This is a genomic window from Falsochrobactrum tianjinense, assembly GCF_019100495.1.
GTDB lineage: Bacteria > Pseudomonadota > Alphaproteobacteria > Rhizobiales > Rhizobiaceae > Brucella > Brucella tianjinense.
The window spans coordinates 974299-999875 of sequence record NZ_JAHRVA010000001.1 but is presented as its reverse complement, the minus strand read 5'-3'; the positions used below and the strand labels follow the sequence as shown (position 1 = coordinate 999875).

Genomic DNA, 25577 nt, shown 5'->3' with positions numbered 1-25577 from the left:
GAAGAATGCTACAACGGGCAGCAGCAGTATTGCAATCGTCTGATACGAACGGGTTTGCTATTTGATACTGCAATAATGAAACAGGGCGCATTCTGGTGAGAACACGCCCTTGTTTAAAAACCGGTGCAGAACCGTCAAGCCTTTGCCAATGCCTGTTCGAGGTCTGCGATAATGTCGTCTGCGTCTTCTATGCCGATCGACAGGCGAACGACGTCCGGTCCAGCTCCGGCAGCAACTTTCTGCTCGTCGTTCAGCTGACGATGGGTGGTCGAGGCCGGGTGGATGACCAGCGAGCGCGTGTCGCCAAGATTTGCCAGCAGCGAGAACAGTTCCAGACTGTTGACAAACTTCACGCCCGCATCATAGCCGCCCTTGATGCCGAATGTGAAAACGGCCCCTGCGCCCTTCGGCGCATATTTCTGCTGGAGCTTATGAAATTTGTCGTGCGGCAGACCCGAATAGCTGACCCAGGACACTTTTTCATGTCCATGCAGCCACGAAGCAACCTTCAAGGCGTTGTCGCAGTGGCGCTGCATGCGCAATGGCAGTGTTTCCGTCCCGGTCAAAATCTGGAAGGCATTGAACGGCGAGATAGCGGGACCGAAATCGCGCAGACCCAACACGCGAGCGGCGATAGCAAAGGAAATATTGCCGAATGTCTTGTGCAACTCCAGACCCGCATAATCCGGACGCGGTTCGGTCAGAAGCGGATAATTGCCGGACTTTGCCCAGTCGAAGGTCCCCCCGTCGACCAGAATGCCGCCCATGGAATTGCCGTGTCCGCCTATGAACTTGGTGAGCGAATGGACCACGATATCCGCGCCGTGTTCGATTGGACGCACGAGATAAGGCGAAGCAAGCGTATTGTCGACGATCAGCGGCAGGCCGTGCTTGTGGGCAATCTCGGCAATGGCCGCAATATCTGTAACGATACCACCCGGATTGGCGAAGCTTTCGATGAAAATTGCGCGGGTGCGGTCATCGATGAGATGTTCGAAATCCGCAGGGTCTGTTGCCTCTGCCCAGCGCACTTCCCAGCCGAAGGATTTAAAGGCCTGCCCGAACTGGTTCATCGAACCGCCGTAAAGCTTGTTGGCGGCGATGAAGTTATCACCCGACTGCATGAGCGTGTGGAAAATCAGAAGCTGTGCCGCATGGCCGGACGCGGTCGCTACCGCCGCCGTACCGCCTTCCAGAGCCGCAATACGCTCTTCCAGAACAGCCGTGGTAGGATTGGTGATGCGCGTATAGATATTGCCGAAAGCCTGAAGGCCAAAAAGCGATGCAGCGTGGTCCGCATCTTCAAACACAAAGGAAGTCGTCTGATAGATGGGCGTTACGCGCGCGCCGGTGGTCGGATCGGGTTTCGCACCGGCATGGATCGCCAGCGTATCGATGCCGGGTGAACGTTTCGTCATATTTTCCTCCTCATTACATCAGAAATATCAATAATCTGGCCGGACGTTAGGCTGCGCCCCTGATAAAGCAAAGAAGAAAATTGCGTAAAAATACGATAATATAAAAAATTAATCCCTCTTCTATGCCCTGCCGATCAAACGTGGAAATTCTATAGCCGGGCAGCGGTTCATAACCACTTTCAGCCCTGCTTCTTCAGCTCGCTCGACCGCCCCGGCATGAACCACACCAAGCTGGGTCCATAAAATATCAGGTCTGCGGTCCATCGCCAGAATTTCATCAACGATGGACGGAAGGTAGCTGGATGCACGAAATACATCGACCATGTCCACCGGCTCATTGATATCGGCCAATGTAGCATAAACGCGCTGGCCATTGATTTCCTTACCGGCCTGACCGGGATTGACCGGAATGGCATGATATCCCTTGGCCAAAAGAAAGCGCATCACGCCGTTGCTCGGGCGTTCCGCCCGCGGCGATGCGCCCAGAAGGGCAATCGTCTTTACAGACAAAAGAATGTCGCGAATATCTTGATCGGTGGAAATGGGCATATCGCTACTCCCTTCAAGCGTGTTTATTCTATCCTTTGCAAAACCGGAGGAAAAGCATGGCCGATATGAAACCTGTGATGCAGATAGAAGAGCTTGGCTCTTTCATGAAGCAGGAATTTCCTCAGCTCAATAGCGATTTCGAGATCATCGATATCGGCGACGGATTTTCCGCCATGCAGCTTCGTGCAGGCGAACAGCATCTGCGCCCCGGCGGCACAGTGTCGGGACCATCGCTGTTTGCGCTGGCCGATGTCGCCGCTTACGCCGCGATTCTGGCCCATATCGGGCCGGTGGCTCTTGCGGTAACGACCAATCTCAATATCAATTTCCTGCGCAAGACAACTCCCGGCACGGTGCAGGCAATGGCCCGGATTCTCAAGCTTGGAAAACGCCTGGCCGTCATCGACATAAGCCTGACCAGCGGCGAGGAAAACAACCTGATTGCCCATGCAACTGCAACTTACTCCATTCCACCGCATTAAAAATATACGGTATTATAATACCTAACATATAACACTCTGTTTCTATTGTTCTTTTCATATTGCAATTAGAAAATGGCGCTTGACGAGAACGCCAAGTTTGTGTATTTACCCGCCGGCAGTGCATGAAAGCTAGCTTTCGCGCGCCCGCAGTTGAGTAAGCTCAACACAAGCAACAAGAAAAGCCCTGATCGTAAGATCTCGGATCAATCTAAGGAAGACTTCTATGGCAACTTTCTCTCAGAAGCCGGCTGAAGTGGTGAAGAAGTGGATTCTGATCGACGCAGAAGGCATTGTCCTCGGTCGTCTGGCCACCATCGTCGCCAATCGCCTGCGTGGCAAGCACAAAGCAACCTTCACCCCGCATGTTGACGATGGCGACAATGTCATCATCATCAATGCCGACAAGGTTGTTCTGACCGGCAAGAAATACACCGACAAGAAATATTACTGGCACACCGGCCACCCGGGTGGAATCAAGGAGCGCACCGCGCGCCAGATTCTCGAAGGCCGTTTCCCGGAACGCGTTGTTGAGAAGGCTATCGAGCGCATGGTCCCGCGCGGCCCGCTCGGACGTCGCCAGATGAAGAACCTGCGCGTTTATGCAGGCTCGAACCATCAGCATGAAGCTCAGCAGCCCGAAGTCCTTGACGTCGCAGCGCTGAACCGCAAGAACAAAGGGAATGCATAATCATGGCTGAGCAGCTCAACTCGCTCGAAGAACTCGGCAGCGTTGCCACGACCGAAGCCGCCGCTCCGGTTCACGTCCAGAAGCTGGATGCACAGGGCCGTGCCTATGCCACCGGCAAGCGTAAGGACGCCGTTGCACGCGTTTGGGTCAAGCCGGGCTCCGGCAAGATCACCGTCAACGACAAGGAATTCGAAAAGTATTTCGCACGTCCGGTCCTGCAGATGATCCTCCAGCAGCCGATCATCGCATCGAACCGCGCCGGTCAGTTCGACATCGTCGCCACTGTTGCCGGCGGCGGCCTCTCCGGTCAGGCCGGTGCCGTTCGTCACGGTATCTCCAAGGCCCTCACCTACTACGAACCGGGCCTGCGCACGATTCTCAAGAAGGGTGGCTTCCTGACCCGCGATAGCCGCGTCGTTGAACGTAAGAAGTACGGTAAGGCCAAGGCCCGCCGTTCGTTCCAGTTCTCCAAGCGCTAACGCGCTTAGGGCCAGTTCTCCAGGCGCTAGCGCGCTTGGGGCCAGTTCTCCAAGCGCTAGTATCTATCGCTTCAGAGCTTACAGAAAAGCGGGCCTTCGGGTCCGCTTTTTTGTTATCCACTCTTCCGCTATATAAAATCTGTTTCATGCTTCCCGGAGCCACAGATGCCCTCGAAAACCATCGATCACGCGATCACAGCCCGCAGCCTGACCGGCGCCGCCACAGACCCGACCCATGCGGGGATCCTGTCCTTCATGCGGCGGATCTACACCAAGTCGCTGAAGGGGGCCGAAGCTGTCGTCTGGGGCATTCCGTTCGATGCAGCCGTTTCCAACCGCCCGGGCGCGCGGTTCGGCCCGCAAGCCATCCGGCGTGCATCGGCGATCTTCGACAATGATCCGCAGTATCCATTCGAGCGCGATCTGTTCGAAAACCTCGCAGTCATCGATTACGGCGACTGCCTGCTCGACTATGGCAATCATTACAAAACGCCCGCGACCATCGAACGCGAAGCCGCGAAAATCCTGAAATCGGATGCGTTTCTGCTGACGCTTGGCGGCGATCATTTTGTTACCTGGCCGCTTTTAAAGGCCCACGCCGCCAAATATGGCCCGCTGGCGCTGGTGCAGTTCGATGCGCATCAGGACACATGGTTTGACGATGGCAAGCGCATCGACCACGGTTCGTTTGTGGCCCGCGCCGTGCGCGATGGCATCATCGATCCCGATCACTCGATCCAGGTCGGCATCCGCACCCATGCGCCGGAAGATTGCGGCATCAAGATCATCCATGGCCACGAAGTCGAGGATATGCCGGCGGCGGTTATTGCCGAGGAAATCCTGAAACGTACTGGTGGCAAGAAGACCTACCTGACGTTCGACATCGATTGTCTGGACCCCGCTTTCGCACCGGGCACAGGTACACCTGTTGCCGGAGGCCCTTCGTCGGCCAAGATGCTGTCGGTGCTACGCAAGCTGGCAACGCTTGATTTCGTGGGTGCGGATGTGGTCGAGGTTGCACCGGCCTATGATCATGCCGATATAACGGCGATAGCGGGCGCTACAATCGCGATGTACTATCTGGGCCTGCTCGCCGAAAAGAAGGCGCGACGATGAGGCGCGACTATTCTTACAGTTGAGAAACCGATTCAACACGCTACAAGACTGATTCCGGACACCGACGTAAATTACTGAATTCAAAGGCAAAACGCATGAAACCGAAAATCTTCATCGATGGCGAACACGGCACCACTGGCTTGCAGATTCGCAGCCGCCTTGCCGAGCGGGACGACCTTGAAGTAATTTCCATTCCGCAAGCCGAGCGCCGCAACAAGGATTTGCGCGCCGACTATCTGCGCGCTGCCGACATTGCGATCCTGTGCCTGCCGGACGACGCCTCCAGGGAAGCCGTTTCACTGCTCGAAGGTCATAACTCGACCCGCGTCATCGATACGTCTACCGCACATCGCGTGAACCCGGACTGGGCCTATGGTTTTGCGGAGCTTGCCAAGGGCCAGCGCGAACGGATTGCGGAAGCACGTCTTGTCGCCAATCCCGGCTGCTATCCGACGGGCGCGATTGCGCTTGTCCGCCCGCTCCGTGATGCCGGGGTTCTGCCTGCCGATTACCCGATCAGCGTCAATGCGGTTTCCGGCTATACCGGCGGCGGCAAGCAGATGATTGCGCAGATGGAAGACAAGAACCATCCGGAGCATCTTGCAACCAGCAACTTCGTCTACGGCCTGCCCCTGCGGCACAAGCATGTGCCGGAATTGCAATTGCATGGCCGCCTGGACCGCCGCCCGATCTTCAGCCCCAGCGTCGGGCGCTTCCCGCAGGGCATGATCGTACAAGTTCCACTGTTCCTTGACGCACTCGACGGCTCGCCTTCGCTTGAAAAGGTTCACGCGGTTCTGACGGAGCACTATGCGGGACAGAATATTGTCGAAGTGGTTCCGCTTGAAGCAAGCGGCAAGCTGCCGCGTGTCGAAGCGGAAGAGCTTGCAGGCAAGGACGGCATGAAGCTGTACGTTTTCGGCACGCAAGGCGATGGCGAGGTCAATCTGGTGGCCCTGCTCGACAATCTCGGCAAGGGCGCATCGGGCGCTGCGGTGCAAAACATGAACCTTATGCTTGGCAAGGCCTGATGGCAGCCAGGCCAGTATTTCCCGTCGAATGGAATATCGGCGCATTTGCGCCGCTGGCCGATACGCATTCAAGCCTCGTCTGGAAAGTTGAACGCAAGAACCATCCGGGCGAGGCTTTCGTCGTCAAGCAGCTGAAGCCTGCCGGCATGGAGGAGTTGCGCGGCGCGCATTATCTTGGCTGGCAGAATGGTCATGGCTCTGCACGCCTTTACGGCCTTGAAGGAACATCGATGCTGCTCGAATATGCGGGCAGCTATCATCTCGATGAACATTTGAAGAGCGGTCGCGATGCCGAATGTCTGGAGATTTTCGGAGGCGTACTTGCCGCGCTGCATACACCCGCTCCCGCTCCGATACCCGCCGACCTGCAACCGCTGGACAAGCATTTCTCCGGCCTCTTTGCCGTGACAGACAAGAAGCCGATCTATGCGGAAGCAGCCAGGCTTGCGAAACGCCTGCTGGCAATGCCATACAAGGCCGTTCCGCTGCATGGCGATATTCACCACGAAAACATCATCCGGGGGCCACGCGGCTGGCTTGCCATCGACCCGCATGGACTCGTGGGCGATGCAGCCTTCGATGCGGCCAACATATTCTACAATCCGTTGGACCGTGACGATCTTTGTCTCGATCTTCAGCGCGCCCAGCGCATGGCGGAGCACTTCGCGCCGGTCATCGGTTGCCCGCCTGCCCATATTCTCGACCATGCTTTCGCTTATGGCTGTCTTTCAGCCGCATGGCATCGCGAGGACGGGAATGATCAGGGCGAAGCACGGGAACTGAAGATCGCTTCCGCGCTGCGACATCTGCGTCAGACCGCCTATTCCTCGTAAGCACCTTTGGTCGCGCGCCAGTGCGCGACGGCGAAGGCCAGGACGATCAGCGCAACAAACTGGTGCGTCAGCCCAAGATGCAGCGGCACACTCATCAAAAGCGTGGCAATGCCGATAACTGCCTGAACAAGAACGAGGCCAAGCAGCACGACCGTGCGGCGCGCATGGGTGGTGTCCGGCGCACTCCGCCAGACCTGAACCGCATGAAGCACGGCCATCACCAGAACCGTATAGGCGAACATGCGGTGTACGAACTGCACGGTCTTCGGATTCTCGAACAGATTGCGCCACCATGGCGACTGGATGAACAGATCGGATGGAATGATCGCGCCATCCATGAGCGGCCAGGTGTTGTAGGAGAGGCCCGCATGCAGCCCTGCGACAAGCCCGCCCAGATAAATCTGAACCAGAACCGCAAGCACCAGCCAGCCGGCGAAGCGCTGGATCGGGCGCGCCGCCGGTCGCTCGCTATAACTGGCAAGCCCTCGCGCAATATAAAACACCGCCGTGATGATGACACAGGCCGTCGTCAGGTGGATCGCAAGTCGGTATTGGCTGACACTGGTAAGCTCGCTGAGGCCAGACGCAACCATCCACCAGCCGATGGCGCCCTGCAAGCCGCCAAGCGCCAGCAGGCCGAGCATTCTGTATTTCAGGCCCGTGTTGAGGCGTCCGCTCAGCCAGAAGAAGACGAGCGGAATGGCGACCAGAAAGCCGACGAACCGCGCCAGCATGCGATGCGCCCATTCCCACCAGAAGATATACTGGAATTCCGAAAGGGACATGCCCTTGTTGATCTGCTGATATTGCGGGATCTGGCGATACTTGTCGAATTCTTCCAGCCATTCGGCATGGTTGAGCGGGGGAATAACGCCGTGGATCGGCTTCCATTCGGTGATAGACAGGCCCGAACCCGTCATGCGGGTGGCGCCGCCCACCATCACGATTGCAACGAGAACGACAAAGACCGCATAGAGCCAATAGCGCACGAGGCGACGGTCGCGATCATCCTTTGATGTTCCCGACTCTTGTCCCATACGCTGCAATGATGCTGCCGTCATGCCATTCACCTTTTACTAGTACGCTGGAGGATACATGCCGCATAGGCGAAGCGGTTACAAGTTGGCGTCACGCGACATGCCGCCGCGTTTTTGCTTCCTTTATGCGTAGTCAAGGGATAGTGATGGCACGCAGAAGGAGAATGACATGCCCGTTCGGCTGAAAAAACTCATAGGTACATTTCTGCTGGTTGCGCTTGTAATCATCTATGCGATTTTCGCCACGATGATCGCGGTGGCTCTCCTTGCCAATTCAAGTGCATGGGTGCATCTGCTCTATTTCTTCTTGACCGGCATTCTCTGGATTCTGCCAGCGATGGCTATCATCTGGTGGATGGCCCAACCTCCGCGACAAAAGCGCAATCGATGAACCGGACGGGGCAAAGACGGATAGCCGATCAAGCGCTTGCCCTGCTGGAGCCGCGCATTATTACCGATTATGCGCAATTGCAGAGTTTCCGAGCGATTGAAGACGCCATCCATGGCAATGCGCAATCGCTGAGCTGGGTGGAATGCTGGCGCAAGCATGTCAATAAGGACAGTTTTATAGCCGCGCTTTTTGCAGGCGGTCAACCAGCGATGATGCTTCCCTTCGAAGTCGTCGGCAGCGATCGTTTACGCGTCGCGCGCTATCCCGGCGGCTCTCATGCGAACTGCAATTTTCCATGGCTGAACTTCTCACAGACAGTGTCTGTGGATCGCGCAGGGTTGGAGAAACTTGTCGCGGCCATCCGCCAGGCAAGACCGGATATCGACACCCTGTCGCTGACACGCCAATTGCCGCAGCTTGCGGGCGTGGACAACCCACTTTTACGCTTGCGCAGCCGACCCAATCCCAATCCTGTTTTGGCGGCATCGCTCTATTCGGGTTTCGAGACGGTGCTTGAACGCAGCAATGCCAAGCGCAAACTTAAAAAACATCGCCAGCATGGGCGGCGTTATGAAGATGCAGGCGGCTGGCGCATCTATTCGCCGCAAACCCGCAAGGAAGCGGAGCAGACGCTTGATGTTTTCTTCGCCCTCAAAGCGCACCGATTTGAGCAGATGGGTATCAGCGATCCTTTTGCAGGCACAGATGTGCGGGCTTTTTTCAAGGACCTCTTCGGGAAAGACGCAGGCAGACAGAATGCAGCCACTCAACTGCAAGTCCTTGAAGTCGGCGGCATAATCCGTTCACTCATGGGAAAAACGATTGCCAAGCCCGGTCCTTCCGTTGAATTCAGCGCCATTGCCAATGATGAACTGGTCAGCGCCAGTCCCGGCGAATTCCTGTTCTATGAAGACATCAAGAACAGTTGCGGCACCGGATATGAAATCTATAATTTCGGCATTGGCGACGAACCATACAAGCGTGAATGGTGCGATATCGAAACAGTGATCTACGATACGATCATGCCACTTAGCACAACCGGGAAAATATTCACTGTGCTCGATTCGATAAAGACCCACGCGGTTGCGTCAATCAAAAGCAATCCTCGCCTTTGGCAGGCCACGAAAGACCTGCGCCGCAAATTCGCACGGCGCTAGGCTTCCCCTTCTGCGGCCACATCCATCAGAATAATGACGTCCTCGTAGCCCCCCTGATCCATATCCAGTGCGGATCTTACGACCTCATCGTCGTCCGGATCGACTATATTCATGATGACCTCTACCGGGCCATCGGCAATTCGGTGAATCTGCCGCGAGGTCGATGTTCCACATTCAACCAGAACGAAATCATAGACCGTTTCCAGCGCATCGAGAATGAACGGCAGCCGCTCAACCGAACGCATGGCATCTTCCGGGTCCGCCAGCCCGAGCGGCATGATATGAGCCTGCGAAAAATGGTCGTTATGGATCACATCGTTAAGGCGCTTCTGCCCCCCGAGCAATTCGGTAATGCCCGGCAGGTTCTTGCCGTCCAGCATCGCCGTCCCCAGGACCCCATAAGCTGTCATGTCGATAAGGATGACACGCTTGCCCCGATCTGCCAGTTCGCGCACCAGACGCATCGAACCGAGGGCCGCCTGATCGCCTTCAGGCGAGACAATGATGACACGCTTCAACTCTCCTTCAAGCAGGCGGTCAGCGACGCTTCCAACGCTATTGGGGCTGTGCGGCTCAGCAGCGCTTAATGGGCGTTGTGGCGTCGGCTTCTCGTAAACAAACTCGTTTTCCGACGGTGGGACCGAAGCCATGTCAGTGGCGGCTGCGATCACAGGCATTTCAATTTCTTCGACGGCTTCGACACCGTCTCTATCCAGCGGAATAAAAGCCCGACCGCTAAACATTTCGCGCAGCAATACGAAGATCGACAAAAGTAGAAGCCCCGCCACGAAAGTCGAGCTGACGATGGGCAAGGTTTTTGGATAGTAAGGCACCCCAGGTGCATCAGCACGCGAGAAAATGCGTGCATCGGCAGGTACATAATTGCGGTCAGTGCGCGACGCCGCCTCGCGATAGCGTGTCAGATAAGTTTCGAGGAGCTGGCGCTGTGCGGCCGCCTCCCGTTCAAGTGCACGCAGTTCCACCTCTTGCGTATCGGCCTGTGCGGCCTGTGCCTTAACGCGGTTAAGCTCGCGATTCAATTCATCCTCACGCAGCTTCGCCGCCGTCACCTCGTTTTCGAGGCTCGCCAGCAATTTGCGCGCTTCCGCCGCTATCTGGCGATCCAGATCGGCAAACTGTGAACGCAGAGAGCGGATACGCGGATGGCCGTCAAGCAGCGTCACCGAAAGGTCGGCGATCTGCGTATTAAGCTGAACACGCCGTTCGGCCAAGCGCTGCATCATGGGAGATGCGATCACATCAGGTAATGTATCAACCGCTATACCTGCCTCAAGCGCGGTGCGGACGCTTGTCGCCTTGGCCTCGGCGCTGGCGCGCTCGGAGCGGATGCGTGTCAACTCACTCGATACTTCAGAAAGCTGTTGCGAGGCAATTGTGCTGTTGGCTTGCCCGGTTAGAAGACCATGGGCGGCGCGATAATTGGCGACCTTCCTTTCAGAATTGCGCACCTTGTTGCGCAGGTCCTCGATTTCTGGGGCCAGCCAGCCGGTCGCATCATCTGTCGACTGAAGCTTTGCTGCGCGCTGAAGGGCGATATAAGCATCGGCAACCGTATTCGCGATATCGGCAGCTTCCCGCGCGTCGGACGACATATATTGAATAACGATCACCCGCGAGCCGGCGATATTGAAGACTTCCAGATTTTTGCGAAGCTTTTGGAGAACCCGTTCTTCTTCCGACAGATCGGCGGGGTTGGTGCGCATGCCAAGAAGAATCAGGATGTGGGCCCAAGGCTTTGTATTTGCTGATACAAAGCCTTCTTTCTCGGTAAGTCTGAGCCGGTCTGAAACCTGCTTGAGCAGATCAGCGGACGCAACCACCTCCACCTGGCTTTTCACGCCTTCAGGATCGAGAAAGGGCCGTTCCGCCGCTGTTTCCCCATCAGGGCGGGTATAGATAGATTCGCCCACTTCGATAAGGATGCGGGTTTCCGCGCGGTAGTCGGGGGTCAGAAGCAGGCAGAATACCCACGCCAACACAGCCATAAGAGCCGCGCCGCCGAGGATCAAAAGCCAGCTGCGGCGCAAGCCTTCAAAAAGCGCACCGATATCAATATCCGCGTCTTTCGACAAATCGTCGGTTCTCGACATTATGATACTCCGCAGGCGCGGCTTGATATAACCACCCTCGCCTCTCCCGAAACCGGCTCCCGCTTCTGGACCAGATCCATTTTGTTATCAAACGTAAACGAACAAGGTAACTAGAGGGTTAAGTTGGATCGCGACGATAAACTATCGTTGGTACAAAGATTTTCCGCTCGCGGCACGGTTCTTTACCAGCCATTAACCATAATCAAACGATAACGCTTGTTAACAGCATTCGGATTTCACGGCATTTTGATGATGCCAAGGAAACGAAGCACCATGAGCGGGAATGGTTTTCGGAAGTGACCGAGGCAGAAATGACGATGCAGAAAACTCATAACAGGCGCAGAAGGCATGTGGTACTTGCCGCGCTTGGCCTTACGGCGATGATGCTTTCCGCATGTTCGGGCTATCGCCCTGCCCCACCCGCCTTTCACGCCACATTAAACGAGCCTTACCGGCTAAATTCCGGTGACCGGGTTCGCATTACCGTTTTTGAACAAGCAAGCCTCACCAACAATTACAGCGTCGACCAGTCTGGCTATATTGCCTTCCCCCTTATCGGCAGCGTTCCGGCGAGCGGCAAGACCGTCAAGCAACTTGAGGGCATCGTCGCATCGAAACTGCGCGGCGGCTATCTGCGCGATCCCGATGTCAGCATCGAAGTAGACCGCTACCGTCCGCTTTTCATCATGGGCGAGGTCGGCGCTGCGGGGCAATATTCCTATGTACCCGGCATGACGGTTCAAAAAGCTATCGCAGCGGCGGGTGGCTTTACCCCCCGCGCCAATCAGGAAAATGTCGACATTACACGTCAGATCAACGGAGAGGTGATGACAGGGCGGGTTCTCATCTCGGATCCGATTTTGCCCGGCGACACGATTTATGTGCGCGAACGCCTGTTCTGATGGCGATCAATGTTCGATGAAACGAATGTTCCCCCGCTTCGAATCGTCCATTGTTTCCGCGAGCCGACCGGCGGGCTGTTTCGTCATGTGTGCGATCTTGCCCGCAGGCAAGCCGCGAACGGCCATCAGGTGGCCATCATTTGCGATGCAACGACCGGCGGGGCGCGCGAAGACGGGGAGCTGGAGCAAATACGGCCAACGCTTGCGCTTGGCCTTCATCGCATCGCCATGCGGCGGCAAATCGGGATCGGTGATCTCGGCGCGGCGCTCATGGCCTACCGCACCATCAAGAAATTGCAGCCGGACATATTGCACGGCCATGGCGCCAAAGGTGGCGTCTATGGCCGCCTGTCCGGCTCAGCTTTACGGGTTTTCAGGTCTCGCGTAGCCCGTATCTATTCACCGCATGGCGGCAGCCTGCATTTCGACACAAGGACGCGGCACGGCGGCGCGGTCTTTTTGATCGAGAAGTTGTTGGCCCCGCTGACCGAAGCCATTCTGTTCGTTTCCAACCATGAGAAGCGCATCTATGAAGAAAAGGTTGGTCGGCCCTATGACCTTCATGCGGTCATCTATAATGGTCTGTCGGACGAGGAGTTTTCTCCGGCTGGGACGAACGCCGACGCCAGCGACTTTCTTTTTATCGGCGCAATGCGCGAATTGAAGGGCCCGGATTTGCTCATCCGCGCGATTGCCAATATTCGCAACAAACAGGGACAAGCCCTCACCGCGACCATAGTCGGCGATGGCGCGGACAAACCGGAGTTCGTGGCGCTAGCCAATGAACTCGGCATTACAAAACAAATCCGTTTCCTACCGGGAATGGCTGCTCGGGAAGCGTTACCTCTTGGCCGGATCATGGTCATTCCATCTCGTGCGGAAGCGCTTCCCTATATCGTGCTGGAGGCTCTTGCTGCCGGGAAAAGCGTGATAGCCAGCAATATCGGCGGCATTGCGGAAATTTTCGGCTCCGATTCCCCTGCACTGGTGGAGCCGGATATCGGAGCGCTGGCTGAAAAACTTCTTGCGGTGGCAATCGATGAAGGCACCTTCCGCTCTTCCATGCCCGATAGTTCCCGCTTGCATGAGCGCTTCAATCTGCAAACCATGGCGCATTCTATAGAAATAGTTTACCGTGAAGCACTTTCCTGAAAAACTTGCGGCTGCGGCGATCCACTGAACAGCATTTCCTTAGGATTTGCCGTTAGGTATGATCCCGCAATTAGATCAGCAGGGGCAAAATCGTGCAGGATAAAGATACAGCTTCTCAATTTGATCATGAATCCTTGAAAGCAGCTGGCAGCAATAATTCGGGTTCCAAAGAACCTGTGAAACTCAATGAAATGGCGTACCAGATGGCCGCGCAATATAAGCGCGACACCTTTTCACCGGTCATGCTGAGCGGGGTAATGCGCTTGGCCGAATTCGGCCTTATCTTCCTCACCGGCATTCTCAGCTTCGCATTTTATGTAGGGATCGGGGGCCATCTGGACATTTATTACCCACTCATTACCACTGCGGGCGGCACCCTGTTCGTGCTGATGATGGAGCTCAATGATGGCTATCAAATCAATATTCTGCGCGGCCCTCTTCGTCATCTCAGGCGACTGATAATCAGCTGGGCAGCAGTGCTTGGTACGCTTGCGGTGGCAGGTTTTCTATTCAAAACATCGTCCGATTTCTCACGCGGCTGGTTCCTGATCTGGGCGGCAAGCGCATTCATCCTGCTTATAGTGGCACGCATTTTCGTCTCACGAAAAATCCTGCGTTGGGCGCGAAACGGCACCATGGAACGCAGGGCGGTCATTGTCGGCGGTGGCACGAATGCCGAAATCCTTATCCGCTCGCTTGAGCAGCAAGCCGATAATGACATTCGCATCTGCGGCATTTTCGATGACAGGGACAACCGCCGCTCGCCGCCAATCGTCGCGGGTTATCCGAAACTCGGCAATATTGACGAATTGATCGAGTTCGCCCGCATCGCGCATATTGACATGCTGATCGTGTCCTTGCCGATCAGCGCGGAAGCACGGGTGCTTTCGCTTCTCAAGAAGCTTTGGGTTCTCCCCGTCGATATTCGCCTGTCAGCGCTCAATAATCATTTGCGGTTTCGTCCGCGCGCCTATTCCTATATCGGCGCGGTGCCGATGCTCGATATTTTTGACAAGCCCATCAATGATTGGGACTCAGTCGCGAAACGGATTTTCGATATTGTTTTCAGCCTATTGGGCATTATCCTGCTTTCGCCGATTATGCTGGCTGCGGTCATCGCGATCAAGCTCGACAGCAAGGGACCTGTCATCTTCAAGCAGAAGCGGCACGGCTTCAACAATGAAATCATCAATGTCTGGAAATTCCGCTCGATGTATGCTGAGCAGTGCGACCCGACCGCGCGCAAGACTGTCACTAAAAACGACCCGCGTGTCACGCGTGTTGGTCGTTTTATCCGCAAGACATCCATCGACGAGCTGCCGCAATTTTTCAATTCCCTTGCGGGTACGCTCTCACTTGTTGGGCCACGCCCGCATGCCGTGGCGGCACACTCCCATAATGTGCTCTATAATGAGGTTGTCGATGGCTATTTCGCCCGCCACCGCGTGAAGCCGGGTGTAACCGGCTGGGCGCAGATCAATGGGTGGCGCGGAGAAATCGACAATAAGGAAAAGATACGCATGCGCACGGAATATGACTTGTACTACATCGAAAACTGGTCACTCTGGTTCGATCTCAAGATTCTGTTCCTGACACCTATCCGGCTGCTCAATACGGAAAATGCCTATTGAGCGCTTTTGCGCATAAGGCCGATGCGGCGGATTGTGCGCGAGCCTTGCCTCCGGCAAATGCCGCAGGCAAACGCGCCCTGAACCAGATCATCGCAAATTTCGCCATTGGTCTTGGTGTTTTCCTGCTGGGTTTAGTCATGAATGAACCAGCCCCGTATGAGCTGTACATGGCCGGGCTTATTGCTCTTGCCCTGCTTTTTGGGCTGCGCATGACACGGACCAGCGCGGTCTTGCTGGCGCTGTTCGCCATCTTCAACTTTGGCGGCATGATTTCCGTCATGCAGATGGCCGATACGAAAGATGCACCGCTTTATATTGCCGTTTCGCTGTTTCTTGCTTTCACTGCCGTATTTTATGCCGCGATCATCGAAGCAGATTACCGGCGCCTTGGAATAATATTCAACGCCTATCTTCTCATCGGCGCGATTTCAGCCATTCTGGGGATAGCAGGCTATTTCAATCTTTTTCCCGGTGCGGATATTTTTACCCGCTATGGGCGTGCGCAAGGCGGCTTCCAAGATCCGAATGTCTATGGACCATTTCTCATATTGCCTTTTACGTGGAGTCTGTATCAGAGCATGACAGGCCGCGGGCGCGATCTACTCGTCCATTTGCCTTTGTGCTGCCTGCTGGCGCTCGGCATTCTGGTTTCCTTTTCCCGTGCCGCATGGATCATGGTGCCGCTTGCCTTTCTTTGCATTTCCGGAGTTGTGTTTCTCCAAAGCGGAAGCAACAGGTTTCGCCTTCGCCTCATCACAATGGGCCTATTGACCATCCTGGCCATTCTTCTGGCTATCGTGTTGCTGTTGCAAATCCCCGATATGCGGGAATTCTTTTTCGAGCGTGCACGCCTTGAGCAAAGCTATGACAGCGCTCGTCTGGGACGGTTTGCGCGCCACTGGCTCGGTATGTTACTCGCCATGGAACATCCGCTAGGGATCGGGCCGCTCGAATTCGGTCCTCTCTTCGGTGAAGACACACATAACATCTGGCTCAAGGCCGCACTCGATTATGGCTGGATAGGCTTTGCCGCCTTCATGATCCTGACCTGCCTGACAATCGCCATCGGTTTAAGACTGCTATTCCGCAGGCGTACATGGCAGCCTTTTCTTTTATGTGCTTATACTGCTTACCTTGGCCATGTACTCATAGGCAATGTGATCGATACGGATCACTGGCGGCATTTCTATCTGCTTTTCGGCATTATCTGGGGGTGTGCGGGACTGGAATATAAATACCAGCGTAGTGTCGCTGACCTGGCGCAGAGTTCCCCAAACGACAAGACACAACCACAGGAGAAACAACCTTGCAGTTGTTGATCTATGCTGCGGCGGCGCTCTGCGAGATCGCCGGTTGCTTCACATTCTGGGCGTGGCTCAAACTCGATAAATCGCCATTGTGGCTCATTCCCGGCCTGATATTCTTGGCGCTGTTCGCCTATTTGCTCACATTAATCGAAAGCGATGCTGCCGGGCGCACCTATGCTGCCTATGGTGGTATTTACATCATTGCATCAATTGTCTGGATCTGGGCTATGGAAGGTATGCGTCCGGACAGGTGGGATATGATGGGTGCCGCAACCGCCTTTATCGGCACATGCATCATCCTCTTCGCCCCGCGTACGTAACCGGGGCAGTATTGATCGCGATTGAATAATTGAAAATGGTCGGAGCGGCGGGATTCGAACCCACGACCCCTTGACCCCCAGTCAAGTGCGCTACCGGGCTGCGCTACGCTCCGAACCGGGGAAAGCCTTAGAATGCAAAGAGTTTTTCTGCAAGCCTAAAAACAAGAAATAAGAACAAAATGCACACATATGCAAGCTATGGCATGTCTCAGCATCAAAAGCGCCACGGAAACCTTGCCATATCGTTCGGCTTTGCGCGCAGCTGGAAGCCTAGGGTGTTCACGAAATGAACCACGCGAGGCAGAGAGGCAAGCCTTCGTCAATAACAATTTGCCTTATCAGGCGGTCCTTTTCCTAACGCCATGTCATCGAAAGAATCTTGACAGGCATCTCTTCCAGAACAGGCAAGGCCTACCTATGGCGATCACCACTTTACCTTGAATCCTGCCTGCCCCTTGATGGAATTGCTGTCACCGAAGTTGTTGAGGCTGGCGTTGACGAGGCCTTCGCCATAGATCGAATATTTGTCGTCGTTCCAGTTGTAGGAACCGCCAATACCCAGCCCGCCCCAGAGACGATCGTTACGGCGGGCAAAGCTTATACCGGCAACATCAACCTTCATTCCCTCAAGGAACTCATAGTAAAGATTCGCAATACCGTAAACGTGCGCACGGTTTAGCATGCCGTCGGCATTCTGCCATGAATTTTCGTGATCGAGCGTCATACCAAGGCGTCCCTGCAGGCTTTCGCTGCGACTCTGGCCGGGGCACAACAGGATCAGTAGGATCGCTCGGATCCGTAGGGCCAACCGGGCTTCCCGGCTGCAATCTCGAACGCAGATACCAATGCCCATCTGCTGGCGCACTGGTTGCACCCTGATAGAGCTTATAGGCGTGCGCACCGGCAACGACGGCCTTTTCACCATTATGGATATAATCGCTCAACAGGTTGAAGGTGCCGTCCGAACTTCCGCCGACTTCTACGATCCTGATGCCTTCGCTTGTAAGCATGCCGATGGAGTTTCCCGGTGCTATAATGCCCCGATTAATAACGGAGCCGACAGTTCCGATGCCTTGCAGGCGGCTATTCGCTTCTACGTTGATTGTGCCGCCAAGCGTGCCGTCAACACGCATCGTTCCGCCAAAAACTGTAGTCGTTCCGGTAAAGGCGGTATTATCCAGGGCGGAAAAGCGCGTTAAGCCTGCATAATGCTCAATCGTTCCAGGCCCTTCGATCTGCTGAGCAAACTCGTAGGGACCGGTTTCACCGTCGGATGTGTGGTTGAAGACAAGCCTGCTATCACCCAAGCCAAAATTGATCTTGGAAACGTTCAGAAGACCAGCCGGGGCCGCTTCGCCGTCAGCGGCCGAGCCGATGTTCAGTTCACCTTTCGCATTGTCGCCTATGGCAATATATACTTCTCCGCCACTGCTTAGCATGCTGCCGCCGCTTATGGTTACGGTGCCCCGCCCCTGTCCGATGCCAATGACCGTATCCCCCCGAGTCTTGACAATGCTGTTTTCGCTTAATGTCAAATTACCAGCACCGATACCGACGATAAGGTTATTTCCGATATCGAGCAGTCCGTGCTTCTCGACACGAGCGGAGACAGTACCAAACTCTCCAATCAGCCCATCGCCAGTGGTAGAAATTTCCGAGCCTGAACCAGTGATCAGCAGTTTGGTTGAGGTTCCTGGATTGCTGACCAGTTGGAGCAGGCCATAGGAATCTGGTGGACGGGCGAAATCGCCATTGATGGCGATAAGGCCGCCGCCGCTTACTTCTATGGAGACGTTTCCGGACCTGCCTCCAGCGGAGAGATCGCGACCCTCGATTATCAACGCAGAACCCCCGCCGCTGACAACCAAGTCTCCCGAACCATTCAGATTACCTAATGAAACATTGTGCGCCTCTATCTTTGCGCCGTCCAAAATGTCCACACGGCCATAACCACCGTTGCTATTACCGATATTAAGATGCGAGCTTGATCCGGTCACGGCCAGCTTGGCGTGCTGGCCTGAAATTATCAAATGCCCCTGTTGGGAAGAACCGATGCTAACAGTACTGGTAGTTGTGAGAGTGGAATCGGTAATCGTCAGTGTTCCCGATCCTGAAGTACCAATATTAGCAGCACGTAATTGAAAAGCTGAATTGCCGGACAGGATTAATGATCCGCTCGCACCAGCGTTTGAGCCGATATTAAATGTTCCACCCGTAAAAGCGATGCCGTTTACTAAGACAGGGTTCGAGGCAGAATCATTAATCGTGACGTTGTTGTTCGCTCCGTTTTGAGGCGCCGTGTTTCCATTCCAGTTGGAATCCTGGTCCCAGTCTGCAGACTGGGAGCCATTCCAAATCGCATTATGCGCCGCAGCTGACAGGGGATTGCAGTACATTGCAGCAGACACAAGAGCCAAGCCAGCCACACCGGAGAAAACACGATATAATACTGGTAAATGGATATTGTAGAAGCTTACGCACGCTAACTTATCCATGCCTGCTCCTTATCCATTATTATGCGCAGCAAATAAAATAAACAATTACCTAAAAAATAAAAAAGATCAAACCTTAGAGAAAGCAGCGCGTACTGCAGCTTTTTCTATAATCAATACAAATATTCTTGGTGAAGGTGGGGCGTGATTGGCCGCCATCCGCGCTCGCGCCAGCAGTTGAAATCAGTGGCGGGTTACGCGTGCTGTGCGCCCATCAGAAAGCGTCGTGTTCTCAAAACTGCCGAGCTGGAAGCGATGATAATCCATCTACCCGACTTCTGCCATCTGCACGACTACACTTGCTTCCGAACTCTCGAATGGAGGCAAAAATAGCGCAAAATGCGGCTCAATCCAGAAAAGACGACGAATCCGCATTGCTGTAATGCGCGCCCAACTCTTGCTTCGGCGGAAAAATCCGATTATCTGGAATATGCGCGGGACGACTCGCGTCTGTGTTCGCATAGGGGACGGCCCCATAAAAGGGCTATTATATGGCTGGACCTATAGAACAATTTGAGATCAGGCCTATCGTCGAGCTCGGCGAAATTGCTGGCCAGCAAATTGTTTTCACCAACTCTGCGATGTACATGCTGCTGACGATTTGCGTCGCAGCTGGCTTTCTTTTGCTATCATCACGGCGCGGTGCGCTTGTACCTAACCGATGGCAATCATCTGCCGAAATGCTTTACGAATTCGTGTCCAAGACATTGCGAGACAATGCCGGCGAGCAGGGGATGAAGTTCTTCCCGCTGGTATTCTCGCTGTTCATGTTCATTCTCGCGGCAAATCTGATCGGCATGCTCCCTTATGCCTTTACAATAACGAGCCAGATCATTGTGACATTTGCGCTGGCAATGCTGGTCTTTTTCACGGTTATTATTTATGGGCTCGTACAGCACGGTTTGAAATTCTTTCGCTTGTTCATGCCTTCCGGTGTTCCAATAGCGCTCGCACCGCTGATTGTCCCCATCGAAATCATGTCCTTTCTTTCACGGCCCGTCAGCCACTCTGTACGTTTGTTCTCGGTAATGCTTGCGGGCCATATCACGTTGAAAGTTTTTGCCGGATTTGTGATTGGACTGGGAAGCTTGGGAACGCTGGGGCTGGTATCCGCCGTCCTGCCTCTCGCAATGGTGGTAGCGCTGACAGGGCTTGAGATATTGATGGGGGTCATTCAGGCCTATGTCTTCGCCATGTTGACCTGCATGTATCTCAACGACGCGTTGCATCCAGCTCATTAATTCCATTCCAAAAAACAGCCCTACCGCGAAAGGACGGCCTTTCGCTTTGTTCACACCGACTGGGACGACCCAAGACTACGGAGCATAAAATGGCATGGATTTATCTTGGGGTAGCGGGCATTCTTGAAGTCATCTGGGCCTACTACATGAAAAAATCGGAAGGCTTCTCGGTTCTGACGCCCAGCATTATCACTCTCATCACGATGGTGGGAAGCTTCATCCTGCTTTCGGTGGCCATGCGCAGCCTGCCGCTTGGCACTGCTTACGCGATCTGGACCGGCATCGGAGCCGTCGGTGCTTTTATTGTCGGAATATTTATTCTCGGTGAGGCCGCGACATTTTTCCGTGTCGCCAGCGTGGCACTCATTCTAGCCGGCATCATCGGCCTGAAAATCTCATCGACGTAAATCGGCTAGCATTCCGGCAGGCGCGGCACGGCTTCTGCCGGAAGTATCTAACTAACGTACCTGATCCAGCAGGCGCTTGCATTCCAGAAGATCGAAAAGCGCTTCCTGCAATAAAGCACGATTGTCTTTGGAAGGACGCTTTCCATCCGCCCCGATGGGGCCGTCTTCTTCACCCTTGAGCAGCCCGAACAGCTTGCGCGCCGGTTGCGGCGCCTTAATGCCGCTTGGCAGTGCCATATCGTAATCGGACGCACTTTCCGCAGCCTGCTTTTCCGCCACCGCTTGTTTCTGGCGCGTAATGGCCTCAATAGCCTGCACGTCACCGTTGCCAAGCGCGATGATAAATTGTGCATTATGTTCACGAAGCAGCCGCTGTACGCCCTTGATCGTATAGCCCTGATCGTAAAGCAGATGGCGGATACCCTTGAGCAATTCCACGTCGAGCGGGCGGTAATAGCGGCGCCCGCCGCCCCGCTTCATGGGCCTGATCTGGGTAAACCGGGTTTCCCAGAAACGCAACACATGTTGCGGAAGATCGAGGTCCTCTGCCACCTCGCTAATCGTCCTGAATGCATCAGGGCTTTTTTCCATCCGCCTGCCCTTTCCAGTGGTTCGGTTTCGCCATGCAGCGCAGCTCCGCCAGCCCAGATCGTTCAATCGACGACCGTCCCTCTTTGGAAACCGCAATGCGCATCATTTCGGCAAAAGGCATGTAGCACAAAATATTTGCCAAAAAAGCTCCAGCTTTGCGGAAGCATATATTAGCGCTTACGACTCACTTTTCGGCTCAGTATATAATATCAGCACCTTATAAGCACCCCTTCATGCATGACAGGAAGAGTGATGCTGACAAGTTTTTGAAAAGACGGATAGGAATGCGCGTGCGCACCAGGAATGTGCGATCAAACTGGAGGCCGGGACGCCTCCTGCGCGAAATCGAAAGCCTTATTGGCCGCCTTTGGCCTTGCGTTTCTGATGCTCTTGCAGAATGCGCTGCTTCAGAACGTTAGAGGCCTTGAAGGTCATGACACGGCGTGGAAGGATTGGCACCTCCTCGCCGGTCTTGGGGTTACGGCCGATGCGCTCATTCTTGTCTCGGACCTGAAATGTCGCAAACGACGACAGCTTCACTGTTTCACCGTTGACGATGGCGTCACAGACTTCATCGAGAATCATCTCGACCAAAGCCGCCGATTCCGTTCTGGATAGGCCCACCTTTCGGTAAACAGCCTCTGCCAGATCAGCGCGTGTGACCGTCTTACCTCCCATAACCGAACCTGCCTGGTTAGCGTTTGAACAGATAATATCCTTACGTGACAGGACGTTACACAAATAAACGCGGTTCGGTCAAGCTGCGAGTTCCATCGCAGCAGATCAAATTTTCCGATTACCAGCGTAGCAAAACCGCGCCCCAGGTGAATCCGCCGCCCATGGCTTCCAGAAGAACGAGGTCGCCTTTTTTGATGCGCCCGTCAGCTACGGCTGTCGCCAGGGCCAGGGGAACTGACGCAGCGGAAGTATTGCCGTGCCGGTCGACGGTGATGACGACCTTATCTTCGGGGATATTGAGCTTCTTGGCCGAGGCGTCAATAATGCGCTTATTGGCCTGATGCGGCACAAACCAGTCGATATCGCCAGCGGTCAGGCCAGTCTCAGCGAAGGACGCCTCAATCACGTCGGTAATCATGCCCACCGCATGTTTGAAAACTTCACGGCCTTCCATGCGCAGGTACCCGACAGTCTGGGTCGTGGACGGACCGCCATCCACATAGAGCTTTTGCTTATGGCTACCGTCCGAGCGAAGATTGGCAGCAAGAACGCCACGATCGGAGGTCAGGCCCTTGCCTTCCGCGGCTTCGAGAATCAAAGCACCCGCACCATCGCCGAACAGCACGCAGGTCGTGCGGTCGTTCCAGTCAAGAATACGGGAGAAGGTTTCCGCTCCGATGACCAGAACGCGTTCGGCCATGCCGCCGCGAATATAAAGATCGGCAGTCGTCACGCCATAGATGAAACCACTGCAAACCGCCTGCATATCGAAGGCAAAGCCGCTCGTTATGCCAAGTTCATGCTGGATTTCGACAGCGCTTGCGGGAAACGTATTATTCGGCGTCGAGGTCGCGACGAGAATGAGGTCGATATCGGAAGCTTGCAGACCGGCATTTTCCAACGCCGCACGAGCGGCCTGCGCGCCCAGCGAGACTGTCGTCTCGCCTTCGCCCGCGATATGGCGCTGACGGATACCGGTGCGCTGAACGATCCACTCGTCGGAGGTTTCAACGACACCTTCAAAATCGGTATTCTTCATGATCCGCTTGGGTAGCGCCGAACCAATGCCTCTTACGACAGATCTTATCATCATTTATTCCTGTCCTGAACTGACCGCCGCGAAGCGCATGCCCCACCGTCAAACTTCATACCCTATTATACAGGGTCAATTATTATTTGGCTGCCTCGCCGCCATCATCGAATGCAGCATGCGAATGACTATGGTGGAAATGCGCCAGGTCGGCTTCAATCTTTTCCAGAAGCCGGTTGCGTACCATGTCATAGCCGACTTCGACCGCCGAGCAAAAACCTTCCGCCGTAGCGCTGCCATGGCTTTTGATGACGATGCCGCTCAGGCCCAGAAACACACCACCATTGACTTTGTTGGGGTCCATTTTTTCGCGCAGGCGGTCGAAAGCGCCTTTAGCAAAGACGTAGCCGATCCGAGCCATCAATGTACGGTTCATGGCCTCGCGCAAAAGAGTGGCCATCTGACTCGCAGTGCCTTCCGCCGTCTTGAGTGCGACATTGCCGGTGAAGCCTTCCGTCACCACCACGTCAACCGTACCCTTGCCGATGTCGTTGCCTTCGACGAAACCAGCATATTCAAGGCCGGCGAGCTCCGTGTCGCGCAGAATCTGCCCGGCTTCCTTGATCTCGCCGAGGCCTTTGACCTCTTCGGTTCCGACATTAAGCAGCCCGACCGTGGGACGGCGAATTTCAAACAGGGCACGCGCCATTCCGGCACCCATCACCGCATAATCGACCAGTTGGCGCGCATCCGCGCCAATCGTCGCGCCGACGTCGAGTACGATACTGTCCCCGCGCAATGTAGGCCAGATACCTGCAATCGCCGGGCGCTCGATATCGGGCAGCATGCGCAGGCAGAATTTGGACATAGCCATCAGTGCGCCAGTATTGCCCGCTGACACGCAGACATGCGTATCGCCGGTCTTGACCGCCTCGATGGCCTGCCACATGGATGATTTGCCGCGCCCGGCCCGCAGCGCCTGGCTGGGCTTGTCGTCCATGCCGACGGCGATTTCGCTGGCGCGGAATTCGGAAGCCGCCTGAAGCTTGGGATAACGCGCCAAGACGGGTTCGACCTGGCCGACCAACCCGAAGAAAATAAAGCGTATGTCAGGATGGCGCTCAAGCGCCTTCGCCGCGCCGGGGATGACCACTTCAGGGCCAAAATCACCGCCCATGGCGTCAATCGAAACTTTAATCACTATTGATTATTCCTGTGCGATTCTTGTTCCCCGATCCCGTCTTGGAAAACAGAGGAGTTTGGCGCGAAAATAGTGTTTTTCCGGACGCGCACAACAAGATTCTCTCAAGCCCCGGTAAATCACGGCTTATTGCGCCATTCTGATAGCTTGGCAAAAGGCGAATCAGGCTTGTTCTCCTCCTCCTCGCCGCCGCCGTAAACCATCGGTTCCGTTTCAGGGGCAAGCCCCAGCGTGCGCGGATAAGGGTCTATAGCCAGTTCGAAAAACTCTTCCACGATCGCACCTAGGTCGATTTTATCCCCCGTGAAAGTTTCGGGAATGTCCGCATCTTCGGCATCAAGCAGCAATTCGCCGCTTTCATCGAGCTGAATACGAGCCAGCCGCGAATTTTCCGGCACGAAAACTGCGTCGATTTCCTCTGCGATTTTGCTGCCGACCGGCTCCAGCGTCACAACGCAGGACTGCACGATTTGCGCGTTGATATGGCCACGCAGGCGTATGCCATTCTTCTTCCAGCGTGTAAGAAGAAGTTCGGCATCGAACGAATTTACGGCCTCCAGCCCGTGCTCCGCCGCCAATGCCGCTCTTTCCTTCTCGCTGGTTCCAATATTCACCGTCAGGCCCTTCTGGGGAAGGTTGAGAACCGGAACGGGATAGGTCAGCGCCGGTTTATCCGTCATGACTGTCTGCCTCTTTTACACTATCGCCAGATATTTCATCCGCATCGATAAAGGATATGCCGCCTGCCGCCAGAACATCGTCTCCGAGTTGCGCCAGTCGGTCGCGGCAGGCAAACATATATGCTCCCAGATAGTGGGCCTGCGGCCATATTTCGAGATCCGGGCGAATATTTCGTGTCAGGGCGGCGGCAAGCGCTTCAACATCACCGGCATCAAGCGCTTCGCCGTAGGAATTGACACGGCCGTAGAACATACGGGCCAGTTTCTTCATACGCTTCGGCACGCCTTGATCGCCGATTCCCAATTCTCGCAGCGAATGATCCACATCCTTGAAGAATTCGTCCGCCACTTCCTGCGCCAGCATCATGAGGGCGGAATTTTTGCCCTTCATTCGATGCAATGTGAGGAAAATATGCACGGATAGCATTTCATAGCGGCCAAGCGGCGTATCGGGTACTTGAAATTGTGCATAAAAACGCTTCTGCCGCGCCGCTGCCACGATCGTTTCGTAAACGCGAAGTATGATAATCTCATTTGTTTTTGACTTGCGGCGAAAAAGTTGAAGAATCATTCCCATACGACCGTAATTGTTGCATCCAGAAGCAAGGTGGTTTACCGAAGTTCTCCGGACGGCGAAAGTGCCGCGCTGATTA

At 55.0% G+C, this 25577-nt stretch carries 25 protein-coding genes, 1 tRNA gene and 1 pseudogene; 15 read left to right on the top strand and 12 right to left on the bottom strand.

Translation table 11 applies throughout. The annotated features are described in order from the left end of the window. Positions 1-134: 134 nt before the first annotated feature. Both KUG47_RS04770 and KUG47_RS04765 read right to left on the bottom strand, forming a co-directional pair. Positions 135-1418 (bottom strand): O-acetylhomoserine aminocarboxypropyltransferase, encoded by a 1284-nt coding sequence (locus KUG47_RS04770; protein WP_217676767.1) that lies wholly within the window; start codon positions 1416-1418, stop codon positions 135-137. 120 nt (positions 1419-1538) lie between these two features. After that, the gene (locus KUG47_RS04765; RefSeq protein ID WP_217676766.1) at positions 1539-1967 is read right to left on the bottom strand and encodes a CoA-binding protein; all 429 of its coding nucleotides are present in this window, start codon (positions 1965-1967) and stop codon (positions 1539-1541) included. A 56-nt stretch (positions 1968-2023) separates the two neighbouring features. Here KUG47_RS04765 and KUG47_RS04760 point away from each other — a divergent pair, with 56 nt between their 5' ends. The 6 genes from KUG47_RS04760 (at position 2024) to KUG47_RS04735 (ending at position 6596) form a co-directional block, all read left to right on the top strand. After that, positions 2024-2449 (top strand): PaaI family thioesterase, encoded by a 426-nt coding sequence (locus tag KUG47_RS04760; protein WP_254799273.1) that lies wholly within the window; start codon positions 2024-2026, stop codon positions 2447-2449. Positions 2450-2672: 223 nt separating this feature from the next. Continuing rightward, a complete protein-coding gene (gene rplM / locus KUG47_RS04755; protein WP_185917904.1) occupies positions 2673-3137 on the top strand; it encodes a 50S ribosomal protein L13 in 465 nt (154 codons plus the stop codon). A gap of 2 nt (positions 3138-3139) precedes the next feature. Beyond that, positions 3140-3616, top strand: coding sequence for a 30S ribosomal protein S9 (gene rpsI, locus KUG47_RS04750; RefSeq protein WP_185917903.1), 477 nt, complete (start codon positions 3140-3142; stop codon positions 3614-3616). Positions 3617-3781: 165 nt separating this feature from the next. Then, the gene (speB, locus tag KUG47_RS04745) at positions 3782-4732 is read left to right on the top strand and encodes an agmatinase (protein ID WP_185917902.1); all 951 of its coding nucleotides are present in this window, start codon (positions 3782-3784) and stop codon (positions 4730-4732) included. 95 nt (positions 4733-4827) lie between these two features. Then, entirely contained in the window at positions 4828-5763 is a 936-nt protein-coding gene (argC, locus tag KUG47_RS04740; RefSeq protein WP_185917901.1) for an N-acetyl-gamma-glutamyl-phosphate reductase, read from the top strand. Further along, positions 5763-6596, top strand: a complete 834-nt coding sequence (locus tag KUG47_RS04735; RefSeq protein WP_217676765.1) for an aminoglycoside phosphotransferase family protein — start codon at positions 5763-5765, stop codon at positions 6594-6596. Before argC ends, KUG47_RS04735 begins: the two co-directional genes overlap by 1 nt. Here KUG47_RS04735 and KUG47_RS04730 read toward each other — a convergent pair. Continuing rightward, the gene (locus KUG47_RS04730; protein ID WP_217676764.1) at positions 6584-7657 is read right to left on the bottom strand and encodes a COX15/CtaA family protein; all 1074 of its coding nucleotides are present in this window, start codon (positions 7655-7657) and stop codon (positions 6584-6586) included. The genes KUG47_RS04735 and KUG47_RS04730 overlap by 13 nt on opposite strands. 145 nt (positions 7658-7802) lie before the next feature. Between KUG47_RS04730 and KUG47_RS04725 the strand changes: the two genes are divergently transcribed. Both KUG47_RS04725 and KUG47_RS04720 read left to right on the top strand, forming a co-directional pair. Beyond that, positions 7803-8024 (top strand): DUF2842 domain-containing protein, encoded by a 222-nt coding sequence (locus tag KUG47_RS04725; RefSeq protein WP_217676763.1) that lies wholly within the window; start codon positions 7803-7805, stop codon positions 8022-8024. Then, positions 8021-9181: a GNAT family N-acetyltransferase gene (locus KUG47_RS04720; RefSeq protein WP_217676762.1), complete on the top strand. Its 1161-nt coding sequence runs from the start codon at positions 8021-8023 to the stop codon at positions 9179-9181. Before KUG47_RS04725 ends, KUG47_RS04720 begins: the two co-directional genes overlap by 4 nt. Here KUG47_RS04720 and KUG47_RS04715 read toward each other — a convergent pair. After that, positions 9178-11292, bottom strand: a complete 2115-nt coding sequence (locus KUG47_RS04715) for a GumC family protein (protein WP_217676761.1) — start codon at positions 11290-11292, stop codon at positions 9178-9180. The genes KUG47_RS04720 and KUG47_RS04715 overlap by 4 nt on opposite strands. A 317-nt stretch (positions 11293-11609) precedes the next feature. Here KUG47_RS04715 and KUG47_RS04710 point away from each other — a divergent pair, with 317 nt between their 5' ends. The 5 genes from KUG47_RS04710 (at position 11610) to KUG47_RS04690 (ending at position 16604) form a co-directional block, all read left to right on the top strand. Beyond that, positions 11610-12194 carry a polysaccharide biosynthesis/export family protein gene (locus tag KUG47_RS04710; protein ID WP_422718058.1) on the top strand — a complete coding sequence of 195 codons (585 nt, stop codon included), beginning with the start codon at positions 11610-11612 and terminating at the stop codon, positions 12192-12194. A 9-nt stretch (positions 12195-12203) separates the two neighbouring features. Beyond that, positions 12204-13346: a glycosyltransferase gene (locus KUG47_RS04705; protein ID WP_217676759.1), complete on the top strand. Its 1143-nt coding sequence runs from the start codon at positions 12204-12206 to the stop codon at positions 13344-13346. A gap of 92 nt (positions 13347-13438) precedes the next feature. Next, entirely contained in the window at positions 13439-14977 is a 1539-nt protein-coding gene (locus KUG47_RS04700) for an undecaprenyl-phosphate glucose phosphotransferase (protein ID WP_217676758.1), read from the top strand. Beyond that, positions 14974-16296: an O-antigen ligase family protein gene (locus KUG47_RS04695; RefSeq protein ID WP_254799272.1), complete on the top strand. Its 1323-nt coding sequence runs from the start codon at positions 14974-14976 to the stop codon at positions 16294-16296. The genes KUG47_RS04700 and KUG47_RS04695 overlap by 4 nt, the downstream gene beginning before the upstream one ends. Next, positions 16284-16604 carry a YnfA family protein gene (locus KUG47_RS04690; RefSeq protein ID WP_217676757.1) on the top strand — a complete coding sequence of 107 codons (321 nt, stop codon included), beginning with the start codon at positions 16284-16286 and terminating at the stop codon, positions 16602-16604. Before KUG47_RS04695 ends, KUG47_RS04690 begins: the two co-directional genes overlap by 13 nt. A 36-nt stretch (positions 16605-16640) precedes the next feature. On the opposite strand, the gene KUG47_RS04685 is transcribed toward KUG47_RS04690, so the two are convergent. Further along, a tRNA-Pro gene (locus KUG47_RS04685) sits at positions 16641-16717 on the bottom strand. Between the two features lie 311 nt (positions 16718-17028). Continuing rightward, positions 17029-17683: pseudogene (locus KUG47_RS16885) on the bottom strand (autotransporter outer membrane beta-barrel domain-containing protein); the annotation flags it as partial. Positions 17684-19587: 1904 nt separating this feature from the next. Between KUG47_RS16885 and KUG47_RS04670 the strand changes: the two are divergent. Together KUG47_RS04670 and sugE are read left to right on the top strand one after the other, a co-directional pair. Beyond that, complete coding sequence (locus KUG47_RS04670) at positions 19588-20337, top strand: F0F1 ATP synthase subunit A (protein ID WP_217676754.1); 750 nt, start codon at positions 19588-19590, stop codon at positions 20335-20337. Between the two features lie 89 nt (positions 20338-20426). Beyond that, on the top strand, positions 20427-20744 hold the full coding sequence (gene sugE, locus KUG47_RS04665) for a quaternary ammonium compound efflux SMR transporter SugE (RefSeq protein ID WP_217676753.1): 318 nt from the start codon (positions 20427-20429) through the stop codon (positions 20742-20744). Positions 20745-20795: 51 nt separating this feature from the next. Here the strand turns inward: sugE and KUG47_RS04660 are convergent, their stop codons facing one another. From KUG47_RS04660 to KUG47_RS04635, 6 genes are all read right to left on the bottom strand, one after another. After that, positions 20796-21335, bottom strand: coding sequence for a MerR family transcriptional regulator (locus tag KUG47_RS04660; protein WP_217676752.1), 540 nt, complete (start codon positions 21333-21335; stop codon positions 20796-20798). Between the two features lie 354 nt (positions 21336-21689). Beyond that, on the bottom strand, positions 21690-22013 hold the full coding sequence (locus tag KUG47_RS04655) for an integration host factor subunit alpha (RefSeq protein ID WP_217676751.1): 324 nt from the start codon (positions 22011-22013) through the stop codon (positions 21690-21692). 118 nt (positions 22014-22131) lie between these two features. Next, positions 22132-23103, bottom strand: coding sequence for a beta-ketoacyl-ACP synthase III (locus KUG47_RS04650; protein ID WP_217676983.1), 972 nt, complete (start codon positions 23101-23103; stop codon positions 22132-22134). A gap of 82 nt (positions 23104-23185) precedes the next feature. Beyond that, on the bottom strand, positions 23186-24244 hold the full coding sequence (plsX, locus tag KUG47_RS04645; RefSeq protein ID WP_217676750.1) for a phosphate acyltransferase PlsX: 1059 nt from the start codon (positions 24242-24244) through the stop codon (positions 23186-23188). A gap of 119 nt (positions 24245-24363) precedes the next feature. Further along, positions 24364-24924, bottom strand: a complete 561-nt coding sequence (locus tag KUG47_RS04640; protein ID WP_217676749.1) for a YceD family protein — start codon at positions 24922-24924, stop codon at positions 24364-24366. Continuing rightward, positions 24914-25495, bottom strand: coding sequence for a ubiquinol-cytochrome C chaperone family protein (locus KUG47_RS04635; protein WP_217676748.1), 582 nt, complete (start codon positions 25493-25495; stop codon positions 24914-24916). Before KUG47_RS04635 ends, KUG47_RS04640 begins: the two co-directional genes overlap by 11 nt. Between the last annotated feature and the right edge of the window lie 82 nt (positions 25496-25577).